Here is an 18,515-nt window from a genome sequence, read left to right on the forward strand (position 1 = left end):
CTGCTGTGGCTGAACCGTCGCGTTGGCCGGCCGGTCTATTGTTTTCATACTCGGAGAAGGAACCTGCCCATGATTGCCAGAGCGCTGGCCTGCGTGATGTTGTCTGCCTGTCTAAGCCAGGCGGCCCAGGCACGCGACTACCGCTACAGCGATGCCCATTTGCATTACGTGGACTTTTTCCAGGAAAGCGAAGGCATGCCGGCCCTGCTTGAGGCCATGGATGCTGCGGGTATCGAGCAGTCGATGATTTCCGGAATACCAGTGGCCAAGAAATGGCACGAAGACGAACCCAAACGCCCGCGCTACTACGCCGGTGATGACGCTGATGCCTACTGGTACAGCGCCACAGACACCTACGTGGCTGCGGCTCTGCAGCAGCTGCCGATCGAGCAGCGCAAACGTTTTCACCCGTTTTTGAGCGGTTTCAACCCGGTGGACAAGAACGCTGTCAGTCATATCGAGCGCATGCTCGATATGTACCCAGGGCTGTGGCAGGGCATCGGAGAGGTGTTCACCCGCCATGATGACCTGACAGCGCTGACCAGTGGCGACACGCCACGTGCCAACAATGAAGCCATGACGCGTATCTACTACCTGGCGGCCGAGCGCGACCTGCCCGTGCTCCTGCATTCCAACCTTACTTCCAAGCGCGAGCGCAACCCGCTGTACCTGGCGGAGATCGAAGAGCCGCTGCGCAATCACCCGCATACGCGATTCATCTGGGCGCACGCGGGCAGCAGCATGGAGATACACCGCCACCAGACGCAGATGGACTTTCTGCTGCCAGTGCTGACGCGATTGCTGGAGGACTATCCGAACCTGTATGTCGATTTGTCGTGGAGTGTGCTGCAGCCTTATCTGCTGAACGAGAAGGGCAAGCCGCGCGAGGAATGGCTGGCATTGGTCGAGCGCTTCCCGGAGCGGTTCATGCTGGGTTCGGATGTGGTAGGGCGGTTTGGCAGCCTGGGGGAGCAGATGCACGGGTTCAAACCGTTTCTGGATGCCTTGCCGGAGGCGGTAGCGCACAAGGTGGCCCGTGAGAACTTTCTGGCGGTGCTGCCCAAGGCGCGCCATTAGCCTGTGACGGCCTCTTCGCGGGCAACACAAACAAAAACGCCCCGAACCAGTCGGGGCGTTTTCATTTACAGCAGCAGCGTCTTACTTGCCTTCCCAGCGCTTGAGCACCAGGGTGGCGTTGGTGCCGCCAAAGCCGAAGCTGTTGCTCATGACCGTGTCGATCTTGGCGTTTTCTTCGGTTTTACGCAGGATTGGCAAGTCGGCGACTTCCGGATCCAGCTCGTCGATGTTGGCAGAGCCGGCGATGAAGTTGTTTTCCATCATCAGCAGGCAGTAGATCGCCTCGTGCACGCCGGCAGCGCCCAGCGAGTGACCCGACAGGCTCTTGGTAGAGCTGATCTTCGGAGCCTTGTCGCCGAACACGGCACGCACGCCCTTGATCTCGGCCACGTCACCGACCGGGGTCGAGGTACCGTGGGTGTTCAGGTAGTCGATCGGGGTGTCGACGGTGGACAGCGCCTGCTGCATGCAGCGGATGGCGCCTTCGCCGCTAGGAGCAACCATGTCATAGCCGTCGGAAGTTGCACCGTAGCCAACGATTTCGGCGTAGATCTTGGCGCCGCGGGCCAGGGCGTGTTCCAGTTCCTCGACCACGACCATGCCGCCACCGCCAGCGATGACGAAGCCATCGCGGTCAGCGTCGTAGGCGCGCGAGGCCAGTTCCGGGGTTTCGTTGCGCTTGGTCGACAGGGCGCCCATGGCATCGAACAGGAACGACTGGCTCCAGTGCTCTTCTTCACCACCGCCGGCGAAGACGATGTCCTGCTTGCCCCACTGGATCTGCTCCAGTGCGGTACCGATGCAGTGAGCCGAGGTGGCGCAGGCCGACGAGATCGAGTAGTTGATGCCCTTGATCTTGAACGGGGTGGCCAGGCATGCCGACACGGTGCTGCCCATGGTACGGGTTACCCGATATGGGCCGACGCGCTTGACGCCCTTCTCACGCAGGGTGTCCAGCGCTTCCATCTGGTTCAGGGTCGAGGCGCCGCCGGAGCCGGCCACCAGGCCGGTACGCGGGTTGGAAACCTGCTCTTCGGTCAGGCCGGAGTCCTTGATCGCGTCCTGCATGGCCAGGTAGGCGTAGGCAGCCGCGTGGCCGACGAAGCGGTAAACCTTGCGGTCGATCAGTTCTTCGAGGTTGAGGTCGATGGACCCGGAAACCTGGCTACGCAGCCCCATTTCCTTGTATTCCGGGTTGAAACGGATACCCGGACGGCTGTTGCGCAGGTTTTCGGTGACGGTAGCTTTGTCATTGCCCAGGCACGATACGATGCCCAGACCAGTGATAACGACGCGGCGCATGCGAATAACCCTTAGAAATTGTCAGTGGAGGTGAACACGCCGACCCGCAGGCCTTCGGCAGTGTAGATCTCGCGGCCGTCGACGCTGACCGAGCCATCGGCGATGGCCATGTTCAGCTTGCCTTTCAGGACGCGCTTGATGTGAATGTTGTACGTGACTTTCTTGGCTTCAGGCAGTACCTGGCCAAAGAATTTCACCTCGCCCGAACCCAGGGCGCGGCCACGGCCCGGCAGGCCCTGCCAGCCGAGGAAGAAGCCAACCAGCTGCCACATGGCGTCGAGGCCCAGGCAGCCCGGCATTACCGGATCGCCTTCGAAATGGCAGGCGAAGAACCACAGGTCCGGGTTGATATCCAGCTCGGCGACCAACTCACCTTTGCCGTACTTGCCGCCTTCTTCGCTGATATGGGTGATGCGATCGACCATCAGCATGTTCGGCGCGGGCAGTTGCGCATTACCTGGGCCGAACAGCTCACCGCGACTGCAGCGCAGCAGGTCTTCCCGAGTAAAGGCGTGTTGTTTGGTCATGCGAGCTCCTCAATAACCCCCTGCGGCAGGGGATGAATCTTCCCGGCCGGCTCGAAAACCAAGCGCTTCGAGGCGGCAGCCTACAGGTAGACTATTGCGTTGTGGTGAAAGTCACAGCGCACCTGGTGAAAGAAGTACAGGTGTGCACTGAAACGTCTATTTTCAGGTCCGATGAAGGTCCTGTCCAGTGTTTAAGACTGCCGCAATTTAGCATTTATCGCCAGTCGCGGTTGTCTGACCGGGTAACCAGTGCTGCAGCACCCGCTGCAATTCGGTGCGGCGCAAGGGTTTGCTGAGATAATCGTCCATACCGGCGGCCATGCAACGTTCACGGTCGCCCTGCAAGGCGTTGGCGGTCAGGGCGATGATCGGTAGCCCCTTGCCGTTGGGCAACTGGCGGATGCGTCGGGTGGCTTCATAGCCGTCCAGGTGCGGCAGGCGGCAATCCATCAGTACGGCAGCAAAGCGCTGGCGGCCGACCAGTTCGACGGCTTCGAGGCCATCCTCGGCCGTGCACACTGGCACCCCCAGACTGCGCAGCATGGCTTCTACGACACTCCGGTTGACCGGATTGTCCTCCACCAGCAGTACCTTATCATTGTCCGGTACCGTCGTTTGTGCAGTTGTTGGCGGCGTCCGCGGAATGGGGGCAGGGGTGGCGAGGGCCAGCGGCATCTCCAGGGTGAAGGTCGAACCCAGGCCCTCACGGCTTTCACCGCGTAGCTTGCCGCCCATGCGCTCGGCCAAGGTACGAGCGATCGACAACCCCAGCCCGGTGCCGCCGTAACGACGGGAAATCGAGCTGTCGGCCTGCTGGAAGGCGACGAACATCATTTCCAGGCGATCGCTGTCGATGCCGATGCCGGTGTCGCGCACGCTGCAGGTCAGCCAGATCAGCTGCCGGTCGAGCACCTGCCAGCGTGCCTCGACTTGCACTTGGCCACGTTCGGTGAACTTCAGGGCGTTGCCCACCAGGTTAAGCAGGATCTGGCGGATGCGCGTGGGGTCGCCGTTCACCTGCAACTGCTCGATACCGGCCGGCAGTTGCAGGTGCAGGCCCAGGCCGCGTTGCTGGGCGCTGTGCTGGAACGACTGGACACTGCTGGTGATAAGCTCGCCGAGGTTGAAGTCGATGTGTTCCAGTTGCAACGCGGCGCGTTCGATGCGCGAAAAATCGAGGATGTCGTTGATCACCTTAAGCAAATGCCCGGTGGACTCGCTGGCCACTGCCGTGTAATCGGCCTGTTCACTGCTCAGCGGTGTAGTTTCCAGCAGTTGCAGCATGCCCAGCACGCCATTCATCGGCGTGCGCAACTCATGGCTCATCATCGCCAGGAAATCTGATTTGGCGCGGTTGGCTTGTTCGGCCTCCTCGCGCGCCTGGATCAGTTCGGCAATGGCCTGCTTCTGTTCATCACTGGCCTGCTCCAGGGCGCTGGCCAGGTTGTTGATGTGGCGGGCCAAGTGGCCCAGCTCGCTGTCGTCGACTACCGGCAGGGGGGTGTTGTACTCGCCTTGCTGAATAGCCTTGACCGCGTGGCCCATGTCGCTGATCGGCTTGGCCAGGCTCAGGGCCAGGCGGCGTGCCAGCAAAAAGGTGAACAGCAGGGCGAACAGCGCCAGGATCCCGGCCTTGATCACGATTTCCTGCTGGCGCTGACTGAAGGCGTCATCGGACATGCCGACAATCACCCGGCCCAGGTAGTCGTCACCGATGGCCGGGAGGGTGGTTTTGCCCTGTTGCAGGAAGTCGTTGTCCAGGCGGATTTGTTGCAGGCGAATGGGCGCCTGGAACACCTCGACCTGTTGCGCGCGGTTGGCGCTTTCGTCGGACTGCTCGACGTACACCAGGATGTGGTTGCGGCTGTCCTGCACTTCCAGAAAGCGCACGTGCGGGATGCTGAGGGTGGCGCGCATCAGCCCTTCAAGCACTTCGTTGTTGCCCGAAATCACCCCGTACTCCGACGCCGGTGCCAACTGGTTGGCGATCAGTTGCCCGGTGTGGTTGAGTTCCTGGCGCAGGTCCTGGATGCGTACGAAGGTAAAGAAGCTGATCAAGAGCAAGGTCAGTAACAGGGCGGGGCCGAGGCTGATGATCTGCGTGCGGGTATGAATGTCCCAGCTCAAGCGTTTGCTCATGGGGTAGGTTCTCCCTCGGCCAGGGCCTTGGCGGCGGCGTTCTGATCGATCGGTTCCAGACCCAGGGCACGGGCCACCTGCTGGTTGCCACTGACGCCGTAGCGCATGGGGTACAGGCTGCGCGGCCAGCGCGTCGGCGGCTGATCGAGCAACTGGTCAAGCACCCACAACCAGTCGTCCTGGTCGCTGTAGGTACTGGCCAGGGCGCCGGCGCGAACGAAGCTGGCGTTCGGGCCGATCAGCGCCATCTGCCGGCCATAACTGCTCAACAGCAGATTCTTTGCAGTCTTGGAGTTGTACAAGTCAGGGTCGTCCAGGCCCAGTAGGACATCGCTGTTGCCCAGCAGATGCTGCAGGGGGCGGTTATCACGCGGATCGGACCAGTCCTGGGCAACGATCTCCAGGCCTAGCGGCCGTGCAGCATGGCGCAGTTCGTCCAGCAGGAAACTGCTGTGCTCGCCGTACAGCACGCCAATGCGCCTGGCCTGCGGCAACAAGTAGCGTATCAGGCGCAGTTGCCGTCCCAACGGTGCGTCGCTCCACAAAAGTGTGAGGAACGCGGGGCGCGACTTTCCCAGGCGCTGTTCAGCCTGTACCCGGCTGACCCGCATGACCAGTGCCGGCGGGCCGGCGGTTTCCCCCAGGCGCCATTCCAGTGCTGCGCTGTCGAGCAGGATCAGGCGTTGGTCGGCTTTGAGCTTGCCTGGGCGTGGCAGGTTGGCGGTGATCTGAAACTGCACGTGATCTTGCGGTCGGCGGCTTTCCAGTGCGGCGATGAAGCTGCGGATACCGGGCTGGTCCTCAGCCCCCACCAGCAGGATTTCGCTGGCGGACAAAGGCCCCAACGGCCACAGGCACAGCAGCAACAAGCGCAGCAGCAGGGCCATCAGAACTCCAGCTCCGCGCTCACGCTCAGGCGGTGACGGCTGTCGTAGCGGTTCTGCACGGCAGTGGTCGGTTCATCGTCCAGGCGCTGCTGCCACAGCGCCGCCAGTTCCAGGTTACTGCCATACACCCGAAAGCGTTTTGCCAGGCGCAGGTCCAGACGCTCGTAGCGGTACTGGTTAAGGGCATCGTCGCCGTAGTAGAACAGCGCGCTCGACCAACCGGCACCCCATTCGCGCATCCACCCGGCCGAGCCGCTGTTGCGGGCGCTGAGGCGGCGGTCGTCGGGGTTGCTGGCCCAGGCATCGACGTAGGCATAGGTCAGGCGCAGGCGGTCGCGCAGGGTGGGACGCCAGTCCATCTGCGCCTCGCTGCCGCTGAAACGGGCCTTGTTGGCGTTGCTGGCGATGTACTGGTTGTTCCTCAGAGGCTCGCTGATCATGCCGGTGATCTCGTCGTAGAACAGCTTCACATCCAGGCTCAGGTCGATGTCGCTGAAGTAGCCGTTGTAGCCTAGCTCGCGCGAGCGCATGCGCTCCTGTTCAAGGTCGCCAGGGCCACGGGTCTTGACGAAGTACTCACCGTTTTGCAGCCCGAATGCATTAGGGGTCAGGTTCTTGACCGTGTAACTCCAGTTGACGTTGTTCTCGAACATGTCGGGCGAGCGCACCGCTTCGGAGTACACCGCACGCAGGCCGTGGCGCGGGGTGATCAGGTAGTTGACCGCGACGCGCGGGGTCAGCGAACTGCCAGACAGGCGCGAGTCTTCGAACATGGCCCCACCTTGCAGTATCCAGTGCTCGTCAGCCCGCCATTCCAGCTGGCCGAACAGACGCCAGGTCTGGTCGTCGATGCTGCCGTTGAAGTAGGTCTGCGAGTCGGCGCGGTCATAGCGGTAGTTCATGCCACTGAGCAGACGCAGGCTGTCGGTCAGGCTCAGGGTGTCCTGGATTTCCAGGTCATAGCGGGTTTCACGGGTGCTCTGGTCCACATCGCCGCAGACCGGCTGGCTGCCACCGGCCTTCCATTGCGCCTGCACTTTGTCGGAGAGCGCACTCAGCACCGGGTCGCTGGTCGTGGGCAGGTTGCCCAAGGCAACCCCGCGCGCCACTTTTTCGGCAAAGTCGGGGTTCAACTGCCACAGCTGGGTCAGTTCGGGGCTGAACGACTGCAAGGCATCACAGGCGCGCCACACTTGCTGGCGATCGAAATGCTGGGCTGAGCCCTGGATATAAAGGCTGTGTTCGGCGCTGAAGTCTTTGGTCCAGCGCAACGAGCCCGCATAGTCCTTGGCGTTGACGTCGGCATTGTTCCCGGACTCGTACTTCTGGAACACTGGCTGGTAGGTGTAGGGCCGCTGATTGCTGCCTTCCTTGGCCGCCAGTTGCCACTCCAGGGTCTGGTCGACTGCCAGGTTGTGGTTGGCGCTGAGGTTGAGGCGGGTAAGGCGGCGGCTGTCGCGGTAGTCCTGGCCGAACTGGTTCTCATCGAAGCCGTCGTCCTGTTGGCCTGACAGCGACAGGCGCATGTCGCCGCCGTCCCAGCCGAAGCCGTGGCTGGCATAGAAGTCGTTGATGCCGTCCTGGCCGCGCGTCACTTTCAGCCGCGTACCATGGCTGTCAGCGGGGCGGCGGGTGAGGATGTTGACCACCGCCATCAATGCGTTGGCGCCATAGCTGACTGTGTTCGGCCCGCGGAATACCTCGATGCGCTCGATATCCTCCATGGCCAAAGGGATGTCGCTCCAGTCCACCGTGGCCAGGCCTGCGCGATACACCGAGCGGCCATCGATCAGTACCTGCATGCGCCGTGCGTCGTTGACGTTGCTGCCGTGGTAGTTGACCGTGGGTTGATTACCGGCACCGTAGCCGATCATCATGCCCGGTACCAGACGCAGCAGTTCGGGGATGTCACGGGCACCGCTGGCGCGAATCAGTTCGCTGTCGAGTACGGTCATGCTGCCCGGTACAGCGGCGGGGGATTGTTTCAGGCGTGTGGCGGTCAGAACCTGTGGCAGATCGGTATTGTCGATGAACAGGTCGTCGGCCATGGCCTGACTGCCGAGCAGGGCGGTCAATAACAGCAGGCGCGGGTAAGGGGGCGTGCCAGGGAACACGGGGCTGCCTTTGTTTCAGGATTGAAACAGGCATGGTAACTGACCTTGGCGTATTTTCCAGTGATCTGCAGCGGTTTTGCAGCGTGCCTGTCTTGACGCTTTCACGGGGGCGGAAATCGAACGCCGCCCCGCGCGGCGCATCGCGAGCAAGCTCGCTTCTGCATTTGTTGCAATGTGGCCATGACAGTGTCATCTGCGTTGCTAGCCTTGGCGCATGGCAGGCGAGCCGTATAATGGCGGGGTCGCCACTAACTTTTGGCTTTAATGGATTGGATATGACTGAACAGCAACCTGTTGCGGTTCTGGGCGGCGGCAGCTTCGGCACCGCCGTGGCGAACCTGCTGGCGGAAAACGGTGTGCCGGTGCGCCAATGGATGCGCGATCCGGCGCAGGCCGAGGCCATGCGTGTGAATCGCGAGAATCCGCGCTACCTCAAGGGCATCCGCTTGCACGATGGGGTTGAGCCGGTCAACGACCTGCTGGCCACCCTGCAGGCCAGTGAGCTGATCTTTGTTGCCCTGCCATCGAGTGCCTTGCGCAGCGTATTGGCACCCCATGCCGAACTGCTGCGCGGCAAAGGCCTGGTCAGCCTGACCAAGGGCATCGAAGCGCAAAGCTTCAAGCTGATGAGCCAGATCCTCGAAGAAATCGCCCCCGAGGCGCGCATCGGCGTTTTGTCGGGGCCTAACCTGGCGCGCGAAATCGCCGAACATGCACTGACTGCCACAGTGGTGGCCAGTGAGCACGAAAAACTGTGCCAGCAGGTACAGGCCGTGCTGCATGGGCGCACCTTCCGCGTCTACGCCAGTGCCGACCGTTTCGGCGTCGAACTGGGCGGGGCACTGAAGAACGTCTACGCGATCATCGCCGGCATGGCGGTGGCCTTGGGGATGGGCGAGAACACCAAGAGCATGTTGATTACCCGGGCCTTGGCCGAGATGACCCGCTTCGCCGTCAGCCAGGGCGCCAACCCCATGACCTTCCTCGGCCTGGCCGGTGTCGGTGACCTGATCGTCACCTGCTCCTCGCCCAAGAGCCGCAACTATCAGGTTGGCTACGCACTGGGTCAGGGCCAAAGCCTGGAAGAGGCGGTCAACCGCCTGGGCGAAGTGGCCGAGGGTGTCAACACGCTCAAGGTGCTCAAGACCAAAGCCCAGCAAGTGCAGGTGTACATGCCGCTGGTCGCTGGCCTGCATGCCATCCTGTTCGAAGGCCGCACGTTGAACCAGGTGATCGAGCACCTGATGCGCGCCGAGCCCAAGACCGATGTCGATTTCATTTCCATCAGCGGTTTCAACTGAGCCCTTGCGGCTCTGACACGAGCAAGGAGCAACACATGAACGATACGCCCGAACGCGCCCAGCGCGAGTCGATCATCCTGCGGGTGCTGTGGATGCTGGTGTTCCTGGTGGTATGGCAACTGGCCGAGGTGCTGCTGGGTGGTCTGGTGCTGGTACAGCTGATCTACCGACTGGTGTATGGGGCGCCCAACGCCAGTCTCATGAACTTCGGCGACAGCCTGAGCCAGTACCTGGCACAGATCGGCCGCTTCGGCAGTTTCCACAGCGACCAGAAGCCATGGCCGTTCGCTGACTGGCCTGCCCCGCGTGCGCCGGAAGGCGAAGCCGCGCACGCCGTGGCGCCGGCACCCCACCCGGTGCGTGACGAGGAACCCAAGCTGTGAAGCTGTGGGTACTGCGCCACGGTGAAGCTGAGCCGCGAGCCAATACAGACGCCGAGCGCCGGCTGACGGCCCATGGTCGCGAGCAGGTGCTGCACAGTGCTGCTCGCCTGATCGGGCAGCCATTGCAGGCGATTTTCGCCAGCCCTTACGTACGCGCCCAGCAGACAGCCACGCTGGTACATGACACCCTGGGCTTCGTCGAACCGGTGCGCACCGTGCCCTGGCTGACGCCAGAGGGTGATGTGCAGCAGGTCATCGGTGAAATCGAACGCCTGGGGCTTGAGCATGTACTACTGGTCAGCCATCAGCCGCTGGTGGGTACCCTGGTAGGTGCGCTGGAGCACGGTCACAAGCAACAGCCGGCGGCCATGAGCACTGCCAGCCTGGCGGAGCTGGAAGGTGACTGGCCGCTGGCCGGGCTGATGACGCTTCGGGCCATCCACTCACCCGCTTGAACTTGCGATGGCTTGTGCAGGCCGCTGTCTCGCCCGGGTCTAAATGCTGGCGTGGGTAATGATCGATAAGGCAACTGGCATTTTTGTCAGTTGTCGTGTTTCACCACCGCTTGCTAGCGTTGCCTCACGGCAAATATCAGGGAATGGCAAATGAGGGGTGAAATGCTGGAACTGTTGCGCTGTCTGGACCTGCAACCCACCCTGGAACAGGTTGACCAAGGTACTTCGCTGGATTTCGCCCAATACAGCCTGCTGCGCGAATCGGCCGATGCCAGGTTTTACCACCTGATGCGCAAGGTGAGCGACAACCCCAGGCTGGAGCCCACGGCGAGGCAACAATGCGAACAGGACCTGCGTACACTGCAGGACGCCTGCCTGCGGGTCTCGCACCTGCTGCAAACCAGTTGTCTGGCCTTGCGCCGCCTGCAACTGGACTACCAGGGCCAGCGCCTGGCCCGCGAGGCGCTGGAGAGCCAAGTGGCCTACATGCAGGCTTGCCTGCGGCGGTCGCTGAGCAGTTTCGACCGCTCGGCATGACCTGATCCCCCTCGCCGATGACCTTTATGGACATTGCCGAACCGCCCGCTGATGCCGACAATGGGCCATCACTCCGCTCTGGACCAGGCGCCATGTCGCAGCAGATCTTCTTCGCCCATGCCAACGGTTTTCCATCGGCCACCTACGGCAAGCTGTTTGCAGCGCTGGCGCCGGACTATCAGGTGCAGCACCTGGCCCAGCATGGGCATGACCCGCGCTTTCCCGTGGACGAAAACTGGCAAAGCCTGGTCGATGAACTGTTGCATCACCTGGCGCAGCAGGACCAGCCAGTCTGGGGCGTTGGCCATTCGCTGGGTGGGGTGTTGCACCTGCATGCGGCATTACGCTGCCCCGAGTACTACCGGGGGCTGGTAATGCTCGACTCTCCAGTGCTCACCCGCGCGGATCAGTGGCTGCTGCGCACAGCCAAGCGCTTTGGTTTCATCGACCGCATCACACCGGCCGGGCGCACCCTGGGGCGTCGCGAAACCTTCAACGACCGCGACAGCGCCCGGGATTATTTCGCGGGCAAATCACTGTTCCGCCATTTCGATCCCGATTGCCTCGACGCTTATTTGGAACATGGCCTGCAGGCGGTGGAGCAGGGGCTACAGTTGCGCTTCGATCCTGCTACCGAAATCAGCATCTACCGCAGCATCCCGCATACCAGCCCCGCCCCCGCGCGCCAGTTGCAGGTGCCGCTGGCCATGGTGCGCGGCAACCGTAGCAACGTCATCCGTCGCCACCACACTTTGGCTGTGCGTGGCATGCCTAAAGGTGAATACCACAGTGTACCGGGTGGGCACATGTTCCCGCTGGAGCGCCCGACCGACACTGCCAGCCTGATCAAGGGCCTGTTCGACCGCTGGAGCCAGGCATGAGCGCGCACGTTGAGGAGATTCGCCTGAGCCTGGGCCATATCGAACTGGCTGCACACCTGTTCGGCCCCGAAGACGGGCTGCCGGTGATTGCCCTGCATGGCTGGCTGGACAACGCCAACAGCTTTGCCCGCCTGGCTCCGCAACTGAAAGGGCTGCGCATCGTCGCCCTGGACCTGGCCGGCCATGGCTATTCGGAGCACCGCCCGCTCGGCGCCAGTTATGCCCTGGCCGACTATGCCCATGACGTGCTGCGAGTGGCCGAGCAACTGGGCTGGCAGCGTTTCGCCCTGCTGGGGCATTCGTTGGGCGCGATCATTTCGGTGCAACTGGCCGGGGCATTGCCCGATCGGGTCAGTCACCTGGCGTTGATCGACGGCGTCATCCCGCCGACCGGCGCCGAGCAGGACGCCGGCGAGCGCTTAGGGATGGCACTGCAAGCCCAGTTGCGGCTGGATGGCAAACGCAAGTCGGTGTACGCGACATTGGAAGCCGGTGTGCAAGCCCGGATGAAAGGCATGGTCGCGGTCAGCCGTGAGGCGGCCGAGCTGCTGGCCCAGCGTGGCCTGATGCCGGTGCCCGGTGGCTACAGCTGGCGCAGCGACAGCCGCTTGACCCTGCCCTCGCCGGTGCGCCTGAGCGAGGCCCAGGCCATGGCCTATGTGCGGCGGGTGAGTTGCCCGGCGCTGTTGGTGGTGGCTGCCGACGGCATGCTGGCACGCCACACGGGGTTGCTGGAGCAGCTACCCTTTGAACAGGTGACGCTGCCCGGCGGCCATCACCTGCACCTGAACGATGCGCAGGGCGCAGTCCTTGTCGCAGACTGTATCAATCGCTTCTTTGGCTTTGCTTGACTTGCACCGGACAAGTGTCGAGGCTTGGCGGGTTGAACAGGGAGACAACCATGCAACTGCCAGACATCCTGGAGCTTCAATTCGGCGCTGAACGCCGCCTGGTTCGCCAATGAGCGCGCCTGTTTCCATTCGCACTGCCCTGGCAGCCTGCCTGGTGCTCGCCAGCCCCGTGCTTTGGGCCGGTAGCCTGCCGGTACCGCAGGACGCCAAGGTGGTCGATCAACGCCCGGCCGTCGAGCAGGAGCGGGTCTACCCGATGGGCCCGTTGCGCAAGATCAGTGGCCGCCTGCGGGTCGATGACAAGGTCGAGAGCCGCGGTCAGGTCAGCTCGGTGACCTACGAATTGCCCGTCGAGCGTACTGCCCGTGAGGCCTTCACCAGTGCCCGCGAAGCACTTGTACGCGACGGTGGCTACCCGTTGTTCTGGTGCCAGGGGCGTGATTGCGGTGAGGCCAGCCTGTGGGCCAATGATGTATTCGCCAATGCCCGCCTCAACGGTGGCGATGAGCAGCAGGCGTTCATTCTGCTACGCCGCTCGGCAGAAGAGGCCGACACCCTGGTCGCGCTGTACAGCGTTACCCGTGGCAACCGCCGTGCCTACCTGCATGTGGAAGAGTTTATCGCAGACAGCCCGCTGGGCGAGCTGCTGCCAACCGCTGCCACGGTGCTGCGCGAAATGCTCGACACCGGCAAGCTCGACTACCCTGACCTTGCCGCGCCGCAAGACACCTGGGTAAACCTGCTGGCCCGCAGCCTGAACCTCGACAGCAGCTTGCGCGTCAGCCTCAGTGGCGCCCAGGCTGAGGCCTGGCGCGAGGCGCTGGTCAAGGCCGGGGTGCGTAGCCGCCGCCTTGAAGTCGGCAGTGCGCCTGCAGACGGCCTGCACCTTGAACTGATCCGTTGAACGAGCACCATCATGATTAACAATGATCGCCTGCTGGTCCAGATTCTGCTGGTGGCGTTGCTCGGTGCTGGCCTGTGGGTGATGGCACCGTTCATATCGGCATTGCTGTGGGGGGCCATCCTGGCCTTTGCCAGCTGGCCGTTGATGCGCTTCCTCACGCGCCTGTTGGGGGGGCGTGAGACGCTGGCAGCGGGCCTGCTGACCACGGCCTGGATCCTGATTGTGGCACTGCCGCTGGTGTGGCTGGGGTTCAACCTGGCCGATCACATTCGCGATGCTACGGCGTTTGTGCGTGATGTGCAGGTCGACGGCCTGCCCGATGCGCCGGCCTGGCTGGGCGGCATACCCTTCGTTGGCGAGCGCCTGGTCAACGGTTGGCAATCGCTTGACCAGCAAGGTGCAGCCTTGCTTGCCTCGATCAAGCCTTACTTTGGGCAGGTGGGTAACTGGTTGCTGGCTCGCAGCGCACAGATTGGCAGCGGCGTGCTGGAACTGACCCTGAGCCTGGTGTTCGTGTTCTTCTTCTACCGCGACGGGCCACGCTTGGCGGCATTCGTGCTGCGCTTGCTGCACCGGCTGATGGGCGAGCGCGCCGAGTATTACCTCGAGCTGGTAGCCGCTACCGTGCAGCGGGTGGTCAACGGGGTGATCGGCACGGCGGCCGCGCAGGCCATCCTGGCGCTGATCGGCTTCCTGATCGCGGGGGTGCCCGGGGCGATCGTGCTGGGGTTGGTGACCTTCATGCTCAGCCTCATCCCCATGGGGCCGCCGCTGGCCTGGATCCCGGCCACCGCTTGGCTGGTGTGGAAGGGCGAATACGGCATGGCAGTGTTCCTGGGCGTCTGGGGCACCTTCGTCATCAGTGGCGTGGACAACGTGCTCAAGCCGTATCTGATCAGCCGTGGCGGCAACCTGCCGCTGGTGATCGTGCTGTTGGGCGTGTTCGGTGGCTTGCTTGCCTTTGGCTTCATTGGCCTGTTCATCGGGCCGACCTTGCTGGCGGTCGGCTACAGCCTGTTGCTGGACTGGAGCCGTAACGCGGCTCAGCAGCCGCCACAACAGTAAGCCTGTAACGGCCCTTTCGCGGGCTTGCCCGCTCCCACAGGTACCACACAGGCCTTGAAGGCTGTGCAGTGCCTGTGGGAGAGCGGGCGTGCCCGCGAAGAGGCCGTTACAGGCAGACCACAACGCTGATTTTTACGCATTCTTTATACCCACCCCCACACCCCGCTCTCGCCCCTTTACGCCCCTCCCTCGGACAATTTCCCTAAAGCGGCCCAAGCCGTAACACGGGGAGAACCACATATGAACATGCTCGACGGGCTGTCACTGCTGCTGGCAGTGGCATTGGCGTTTTATCTGCTGGTGGCGCTGCTGCGCGCCGATCGCAGCTAGGGAGCGGCCATGCACAGTTACGATTTCGCCTTGCTCCTGGCATTCTTCGCCATTGTGCTGCTACCGGCACCCTGGCTTGGGCGGTTCTTCTTCAAGGTCATGGAGGGCCAGCGTACCTGGCTGACGCCTGTGCTGGGCCCGGTCGAGCAGGGCTGTTACCGGCTGGCAGGTGTGAACGCCAACCAGGAGCAGGACTGGCGGCAATACGCTCTGGCCCTGCTGGCGTTCAACCTGGTCGGCTTCCTGCTGCTGTTCAGCGTGCTGCTGTTGCAGGGCTACCTGCCACTCAACCCACAGCACCTGCCTGGCCAGGAATGGTCACTGGCGTTCAACACCGCCGTCAGTTTCGTTACCAATACCAACTGGCAGGCCTATAGCGGTGAGGCGTCGGTCAGCTACCTGAGCCAGATGCTTGGCCTGACCGTGCAGAACTTTGTCAGCCCTGCCACCGGCCTGGCCGTGCTGGTTGCCCTGTGCCGCGGTATCGCCCGGCGCAGTGCGACGACGCTGGGCAACTTCTGGGTCGACATGACTCGTGCCACCCTCTATGGCCTGTTGCCGCTGTGCGTGCTGCTGGCGCTGCTGCTGGTCTGGCAGGGCGTACCGCAGACCTTTGCCGACTACGCCCACGCGCTGACCTTGCAAGGTGGCGATCAGACCATTCCGTTAGGGCCGGCCGCCAGCCAGATCGCCATCAAGCAGCTGGGTACCAATGGCGGCGGCTTCTTCGGCGTCAACTCGTCGCACCCGTTCGAAAACCCTACGGCCTGGAGCAACCTGTTCGAGGTGGCGTCGATCATCCTCATTCCGGTGGCTTTGGTGTTCACCTTCGGTCACTACGTGAAGGACCTGCGCCAGAGCCGCGCCATCCTCGCCTGCATGCTTGCCCTGTTCCTGATCGGAGGCAGCACGGCATTGTGGTCCGAGCACCAGCCGAACCCAGCGCTGGAAAGCGCCCAGGTGCAGCAGACCGCCCCCCTGGAGGGCAAGGAAAGCCGCTTCGGCACCACTGGTTCGGTGCTGTGGGCGGTCACCACCACCGCTGCCTCCAACGGTTCGGTCAACGCCATGCACGACAGCCTCAACCCGCTGACCGGCATGGTGGCGATGGTCAACATGATGGTCGGCGAGGTGATCTTCGGCGGCGTTGGCGCCGGGCTGTACGGCATGTTGCTGTTCGTGCTGATCGCGGTGTTCCTGGCCGGGCTGATGATTGGTCGCACGCCGGAATACCTGGGCAAGAAACTGCAGGCCCGTGAGGTGCAACTGCTGGTGGCAACGCTGCTGGTGATGCCGGTCGGTGTGCTGGTACTTGGCGCCATCGCCGCCAGCTTGCCCGGCCCGGCCGGGGCGGTCACCAACCCGGGGGCGCATGGTTTCAGCCAGTTGCTGTACGCCTACACCTCGGGCTCGGCCAACAACGGCTCGGCCTTTGCCGGCTTTGGTGCCAACACCGTGTATCACAACCTGATGATCGGCCTGGCCATGCTCATCGGCCGCTTCGGCTACATCCTGCCGATACTGGCGTTGGCCGGCAGCCTGGCGGCGAAAAAAAGCGCGCCGCTGGGGCAGAACAGCTTCCCCACCCACGGCCCGCTGTTCACCGGCTTGCTGCTGGTGACCATCCTGCTGGTCGGTGGCCTGACCTTCCTGCCGTCCCTGGCCCTTGGGCCAATCGCCGAACACCTTAGCCTGGGTTTTTGAGGACCGATCATGAACATGCCCATTCCTGAAGTGAATAGCCGGCACAGCGCCAAGGACCAGACCCGCTTCGCCGCGCTGTGGCGCCCGGCGCTGGTGCAGGCGTTCGTCAAGCTCGACCCGCGTCAGCTCAAGCGCTCACCGGTAATGCTGGTGGTGGCCCTGACCGCAGTACTGACCACCGTGCTGTGCTTTGCGCCCGGCGGCGGTGTGAGCACCGGCGTTGCGGTGCAGATCGCCCTATGGCTGTGGTTCACCGTGTTGTTTGCCAACTTCGCCGAGGCGTTGGCCGAGGGCCGGGGCAAGGCCCGCGCCGACAGCCTCAAGGCCGGCAGCCAGGGCCTGACCGCTCAGCGTCGCCAGCGTGATGGCAGCTACGAGACGGTGGCTGCCAGCGCACTGCGCAAGGATGATGTGGTACGCGTGGTCGCCGGCGAAATGATCCCCGGCGACGGCGAGGTACTTGAAGGCATTGCGGCCGTCAACGAGGCCGCCATTACCGGTGAGTCCGCGCCGGTAATACGCGAATCAGGTGGCGACCGCTCGGCGGTGACCGGCAACACGCGGCTGGTCTCCGACTGGCTGCTTATCCGCATCACCAGCAACCCGGGCGAGTCGACCCTGGACCGCATGATCGCCCTGGTCGAAGGTGCCAAGCGGCAAAAGACCCCGAACGAAATCGCCCTCGACATCCTGCTGATCGGCCTGACCCTGATTTTCCTGATCGTGGTGGTGACCTTGCAGCCGTTCGCCCACTTCGTGGGTGGCAGCCTGCCGCTGATCTTCCTGGCCGCGCTGCTGGTGACGCTGATTCCCACCACCATCGGCGGCCTGCTGTCGGCCATCGGCATCGCCGGCATGGACAGGCTGGTACGGCTGAATGTCATTGCCCGCTCGGGCCGCGCCGTCGAGGCGGCCGGGGACGTGCATACACTGATGCTCGACAAGACCGGCACCATCACCTTCGGCAACCGCCGCTGCAGCGCACTGCATGCGGCACCGGGCATTACCGCCAAGGAACTGGGGGAGGGCGCCTTGCTGGCCTCGCTGGCCGACGACACCGCCGAAGGCAAGTCGATTGTCGAGTACCTGCGCCAGTTGCACGACTTTGTCGAGCCGCCTGCCGGGCAGTTCGAAGCGGTGGCCTTCAGTGCCGAGACACGCCTGTCGGGCATCGACTTCCAGCAGCACCGCTACCGCAAGGGCGCCGTCGATGCGGTGCTGGCATTCGTCGGTATGCAACGCCTGGAAATGCCGGCGGCGCTGGCCCGCGAAGTCGAACGCATTGCGCAGAGTGGCGGCACACCGTTGCTGGTGTGCGTCGACAAGCGCTTGCTGGGCGTGATTCACCTCAAGGATGTGGTCAAGCCTGGCATCCGCGAGCGCTTCGCCGAGCTGCGCAAGCTGGGCATCCGCACGGTGATGGTGACCGGCGACAACCCGCTGACTGCAGCTGCCATCGCCGCCGAAGCGGGGGTAGATGACGTGCTGGCCGAAGCCACGCCCGAGAAGAAGCTGGCGCGTATTCGCCAGGAGCAGAATGACGGCCGCCTGGTTGCCATGTGCGGCGACGGTGCCAACGACGCCCCGGCGCTGGCCCAGGCTGACGTAGGCATGGCCATGAACGATGGCACTCAGGCTGCGCGGGAGGCCGCCAACATGGTCGACCTGGACAGCGACCCTACCAAGCTGCTGGACGTAGTACAGGTCGGCAAGGAGCTGCTGGTCACCCGTGGTGCGCTGACCACATTCTCCATTGCCAACGATGTGGCCAAATACTTCGCCATCCTGCCGGCGCTGTTCGCTGCCATCTACCCGCAACTGGGCGTACTCAACCTGATGCAACTGGCCAGCCCGCAGAGCGCGATCCTGTCGGCCATTGTGTTCAACGCGCTGATCATCATCGTGCTGATCCCGCTGGCGCTACGTGGCGTGCGCGTGCAGGCGGTGAGTGCGGCGCAATCTGTTGATCTACGGGTTGGGTGGCATTGTGGTGCCGTTTGCCGGGATCAAGCTGATCGACCTGCTGCTCAATGCCCTGAACCTGGTCTGAGGAGGCCA

Annotated in this window: 16 protein-coding genes and 1 pseudogene; 12 read left to right on the forward strand and 5 right to left on the reverse strand. The window is 63.3% G+C overall.

The features are described 5' to 3' along the window. The first annotated feature begins 69 nt into the window (after window positions 1-69). Entirely contained in the window at window positions 70-1,077 is a 1,008-nt protein-coding gene (locus tag ACE4QZ_RS10555; protein WP_021785477.1) for an amidohydrolase family protein, read from the forward strand. Between the two features lie 81 nt (window positions 1,078-1,158). Here the strand turns inward: ACE4QZ_RS10555 and fabB are convergent, their stop codons facing one another. The 5 genes from fabB to ACE4QZ_RS10580 form a co-directional block, all read right to left on the reverse strand. Further along, window positions 1,159-2,379, reverse strand: a complete 1,221-nt coding sequence (gene fabB, locus ACE4QZ_RS10560) for a beta-ketoacyl-ACP synthase I (protein ID WP_021785478.1) — start codon at window positions 2,377-2,379, stop codon at window positions 1,159-1,161. Window positions 2,380-2,390: 11 nt separating this feature from the next. Further along, window positions 2,391-2,906: a 3-hydroxyacyl-[acyl-carrier-protein] dehydratase FabA gene (fabA, locus tag ACE4QZ_RS10565; RefSeq protein WP_003251509.1), complete on the reverse strand. Its 516-nt coding sequence runs from the start codon at window positions 2,904-2,906 to the stop codon at window positions 2,391-2,393. Between the two features lie 207 nt (window positions 2,907-3,113). Beyond that, window positions 3,114-5,045 (reverse strand): ATP-binding protein, encoded by a 1,932-nt coding sequence (locus ACE4QZ_RS10570; RefSeq protein WP_084850704.1) that lies wholly within the window; start codon window positions 5,043-5,045, stop codon window positions 3,114-3,116. Continuing rightward, on the reverse strand, window positions 5,042-5,932 hold the full coding sequence (locus tag ACE4QZ_RS10575) for an ABC transporter substrate-binding protein (RefSeq protein WP_021785480.1): 891 nt from the start codon (window positions 5,930-5,932) through the stop codon (window positions 5,042-5,044). The genes ACE4QZ_RS10570 and ACE4QZ_RS10575 overlap by 4 nt, the downstream gene beginning before the upstream one ends. After that, window positions 5,932-8,046 carry a TonB-dependent receptor plug domain-containing protein gene (locus tag ACE4QZ_RS10580; RefSeq protein WP_084850702.1) on the reverse strand — a complete coding sequence of 705 codons (2,115 nt, stop codon included), beginning with the start codon at window positions 8,044-8,046 and terminating at the stop codon, window positions 5,932-5,934. Before ACE4QZ_RS10580 ends, ACE4QZ_RS10575 begins: the two co-directional genes overlap by 1 nt. 275 nt (window positions 8,047-8,321) lie before the next feature. On the opposite strand from ACE4QZ_RS10580, the gene ACE4QZ_RS10585 reads away from it, so the two are divergent. The 11 genes and pseudogenes from ACE4QZ_RS10585 to kdpB all read left to right on the forward strand — a co-directional run bounded on the left by ACE4QZ_RS10585 (window position 8,322) and on the right by kdpB (window position 18,507). After that, on the forward strand, window positions 8,322-9,347 hold the full coding sequence (locus tag ACE4QZ_RS10585) for an NAD(P)H-dependent glycerol-3-phosphate dehydrogenase (RefSeq protein WP_021785481.1): 1,026 nt from the start codon (window positions 8,322-8,324) through the stop codon (window positions 9,345-9,347). Window positions 9,348-9,382: 35 nt separating this feature from the next. Then, entirely contained in the window at window positions 9,383-9,730 is a 348-nt protein-coding gene (locus ACE4QZ_RS10590; protein ID WP_021785482.1) for a DUF4389 domain-containing protein, read from the forward strand. Beyond that, window positions 9,727-10,185, forward strand: a complete 459-nt coding sequence (gene sixA, locus ACE4QZ_RS10595; protein WP_021785483.1) for a phosphohistidine phosphatase SixA — start codon at window positions 9,727-9,729, stop codon at window positions 10,183-10,185. Before ACE4QZ_RS10590 ends, sixA begins: the two co-directional genes overlap by 4 nt. Window positions 10,186-10,347: 162 nt before the next feature. Continuing rightward, window positions 10,348-10,722, forward strand: a complete 375-nt coding sequence (locus ACE4QZ_RS10600) for a hypothetical protein (protein ID WP_101196439.1) — start codon at window positions 10,348-10,350, stop codon at window positions 10,720-10,722. Between the two features lie 92 nt (window positions 10,723-10,814). Next, complete coding sequence (locus tag ACE4QZ_RS10605) at window positions 10,815-11,603, forward strand: alpha/beta fold hydrolase (RefSeq protein WP_101196440.1); 789 nt, start codon at window positions 10,815-10,817, stop codon at window positions 11,601-11,603. After that, window positions 11,600-12,454, forward strand: a complete 855-nt coding sequence (locus ACE4QZ_RS10610; RefSeq protein ID WP_101196441.1) for an alpha/beta hydrolase — start codon at window positions 11,600-11,602, stop codon at window positions 12,452-12,454. Before ACE4QZ_RS10605 ends, ACE4QZ_RS10610 begins: the two co-directional genes overlap by 4 nt. Before the next feature lie 109 nt (window positions 12,455-12,563). Then, entirely contained in the window at window positions 12,564-13,358 is a 795-nt protein-coding gene (locus tag ACE4QZ_RS10615) for a DUF4892 domain-containing protein (RefSeq protein ID WP_021785487.1), read from the forward strand. Between the two features lie 12 nt (window positions 13,359-13,370). Further along, window positions 13,371-14,423: an AI-2E family transporter gene (locus tag ACE4QZ_RS10620; protein WP_021785488.1), complete on the forward strand. Its 1,053-nt coding sequence runs from the start codon at window positions 13,371-13,373 to the stop codon at window positions 14,421-14,423. A 240-nt stretch (window positions 14,424-14,663) separates the two neighbouring features. Next, a complete protein-coding gene (gene kdpF, locus ACE4QZ_RS10625) occupies window positions 14,664-14,753 on the forward strand; it encodes a K(+)-transporting ATPase subunit F (RefSeq protein ID WP_003251485.1) in 90 nt (29 codons plus the stop codon). Between the two features lie 9 nt (window positions 14,754-14,762). Further along, window positions 14,763-16,457: a potassium-transporting ATPase subunit KdpA gene (kdpA, locus tag ACE4QZ_RS10630; RefSeq protein ID WP_021785489.1), complete on the forward strand. Its 1,695-nt coding sequence runs from the start codon at window positions 14,763-14,765 to the stop codon at window positions 16,455-16,457. A 9-nt stretch (window positions 16,458-16,466) separates the two neighbouring features. Further along, window positions 16,467-18,507: pseudogene (gene kdpB / locus ACE4QZ_RS10635) on the forward strand (potassium-transporting ATPase subunit KdpB). Window positions 18,508-18,515 lie beyond the last annotated feature (8 nt).

The sequence above is a fragment of the Pseudomonas sp. DCA-1 genome (genome assembly GCF_046523955.1).
Taxonomy (GTDB): domain Bacteria; phylum Pseudomonadota; class Gammaproteobacteria; order Pseudomonadales; family Pseudomonadaceae; genus Aquipseudomonas; species Aquipseudomonas putida_Y.

What these genes read in the sequence shown, in the direction of transcription:
- ACE4QZ_RS10555 (WP_021785477.1), top strand. Translation starts at nt 70, where the DNA reads ATGATTGCCAGAGCGCTGGCCTGCGTGATGTTGTCTGCCTGTCTAAGC.
- fabB (WP_021785478.1), bottom strand. Translation starts at nt 2,379, where the DNA reads ATGCGCCGCGTCGTTATCACTGGTCTGGGCATCGTATCGTGCCTGGGC.
- fabA (WP_003251509.1), bottom strand. Translation starts at nt 2,906, where the DNA reads ATGACCAAACAACACGCCTTTACTCGGGAAGACCTGCTGCGCTGCAGT.
- ACE4QZ_RS10570 (WP_084850704.1), bottom strand. Translation starts at nt 5,045, where the DNA reads ATGAGCAAACGCTTGAGCTGGGACATTCATACCCGCACGCAGATCATC.
- ACE4QZ_RS10575 (WP_021785480.1), bottom strand. Translation starts at nt 5,932, where the DNA reads ATGGCCCTGCTGCTGCGCTTGTTGCTGCTGTGCCTGTGGCCGTTGGGG.
- ACE4QZ_RS10585 (WP_021785481.1), top strand. Translation starts at nt 8,322, where the DNA reads ATGACTGAACAGCAACCTGTTGCGGTTCTGGGCGGCGGCAGCTTCGGC.
- ACE4QZ_RS10590 (WP_021785482.1), top strand. Translation starts at nt 9,383, where the DNA reads ATGAACGATACGCCCGAACGCGCCCAGCGCGAGTCGATCATCCTGCGG.
- ACE4QZ_RS10600 (WP_101196439.1), top strand. Translation starts at nt 10,348, where the DNA reads ATGCTGGAACTGTTGCGCTGTCTGGACCTGCAACCCACCCTGGAACAG.
- ACE4QZ_RS10605 (WP_101196440.1), top strand. Translation starts at nt 10,815, where the DNA reads ATGTCGCAGCAGATCTTCTTCGCCCATGCCAACGGTTTTCCATCGGCC.
- ACE4QZ_RS10610 (WP_101196441.1), top strand. Translation starts at nt 11,600, where the DNA reads ATGAGCGCGCACGTTGAGGAGATTCGCCTGAGCCTGGGCCATATCGAA.
- ACE4QZ_RS10615 (WP_021785487.1), top strand. Translation starts at nt 12,564, where the DNA reads ATGAGCGCGCCTGTTTCCATTCGCACTGCCCTGGCAGCCTGCCTGGTG.
- ACE4QZ_RS10620 (WP_021785488.1), top strand. Translation starts at nt 13,371, where the DNA reads ATGATTAACAATGATCGCCTGCTGGTCCAGATTCTGCTGGTGGCGTTG.
- kdpF (WP_003251485.1), top strand. Translation starts at nt 14,664, where the DNA reads ATGAACATGCTCGACGGGCTGTCACTGCTGCTGGCAGTGGCATTGGCG.
- kdpA (WP_021785489.1), top strand. Translation starts at nt 14,763, where the DNA reads ATGCACAGTTACGATTTCGCCTTGCTCCTGGCATTCTTCGCCATTGTG.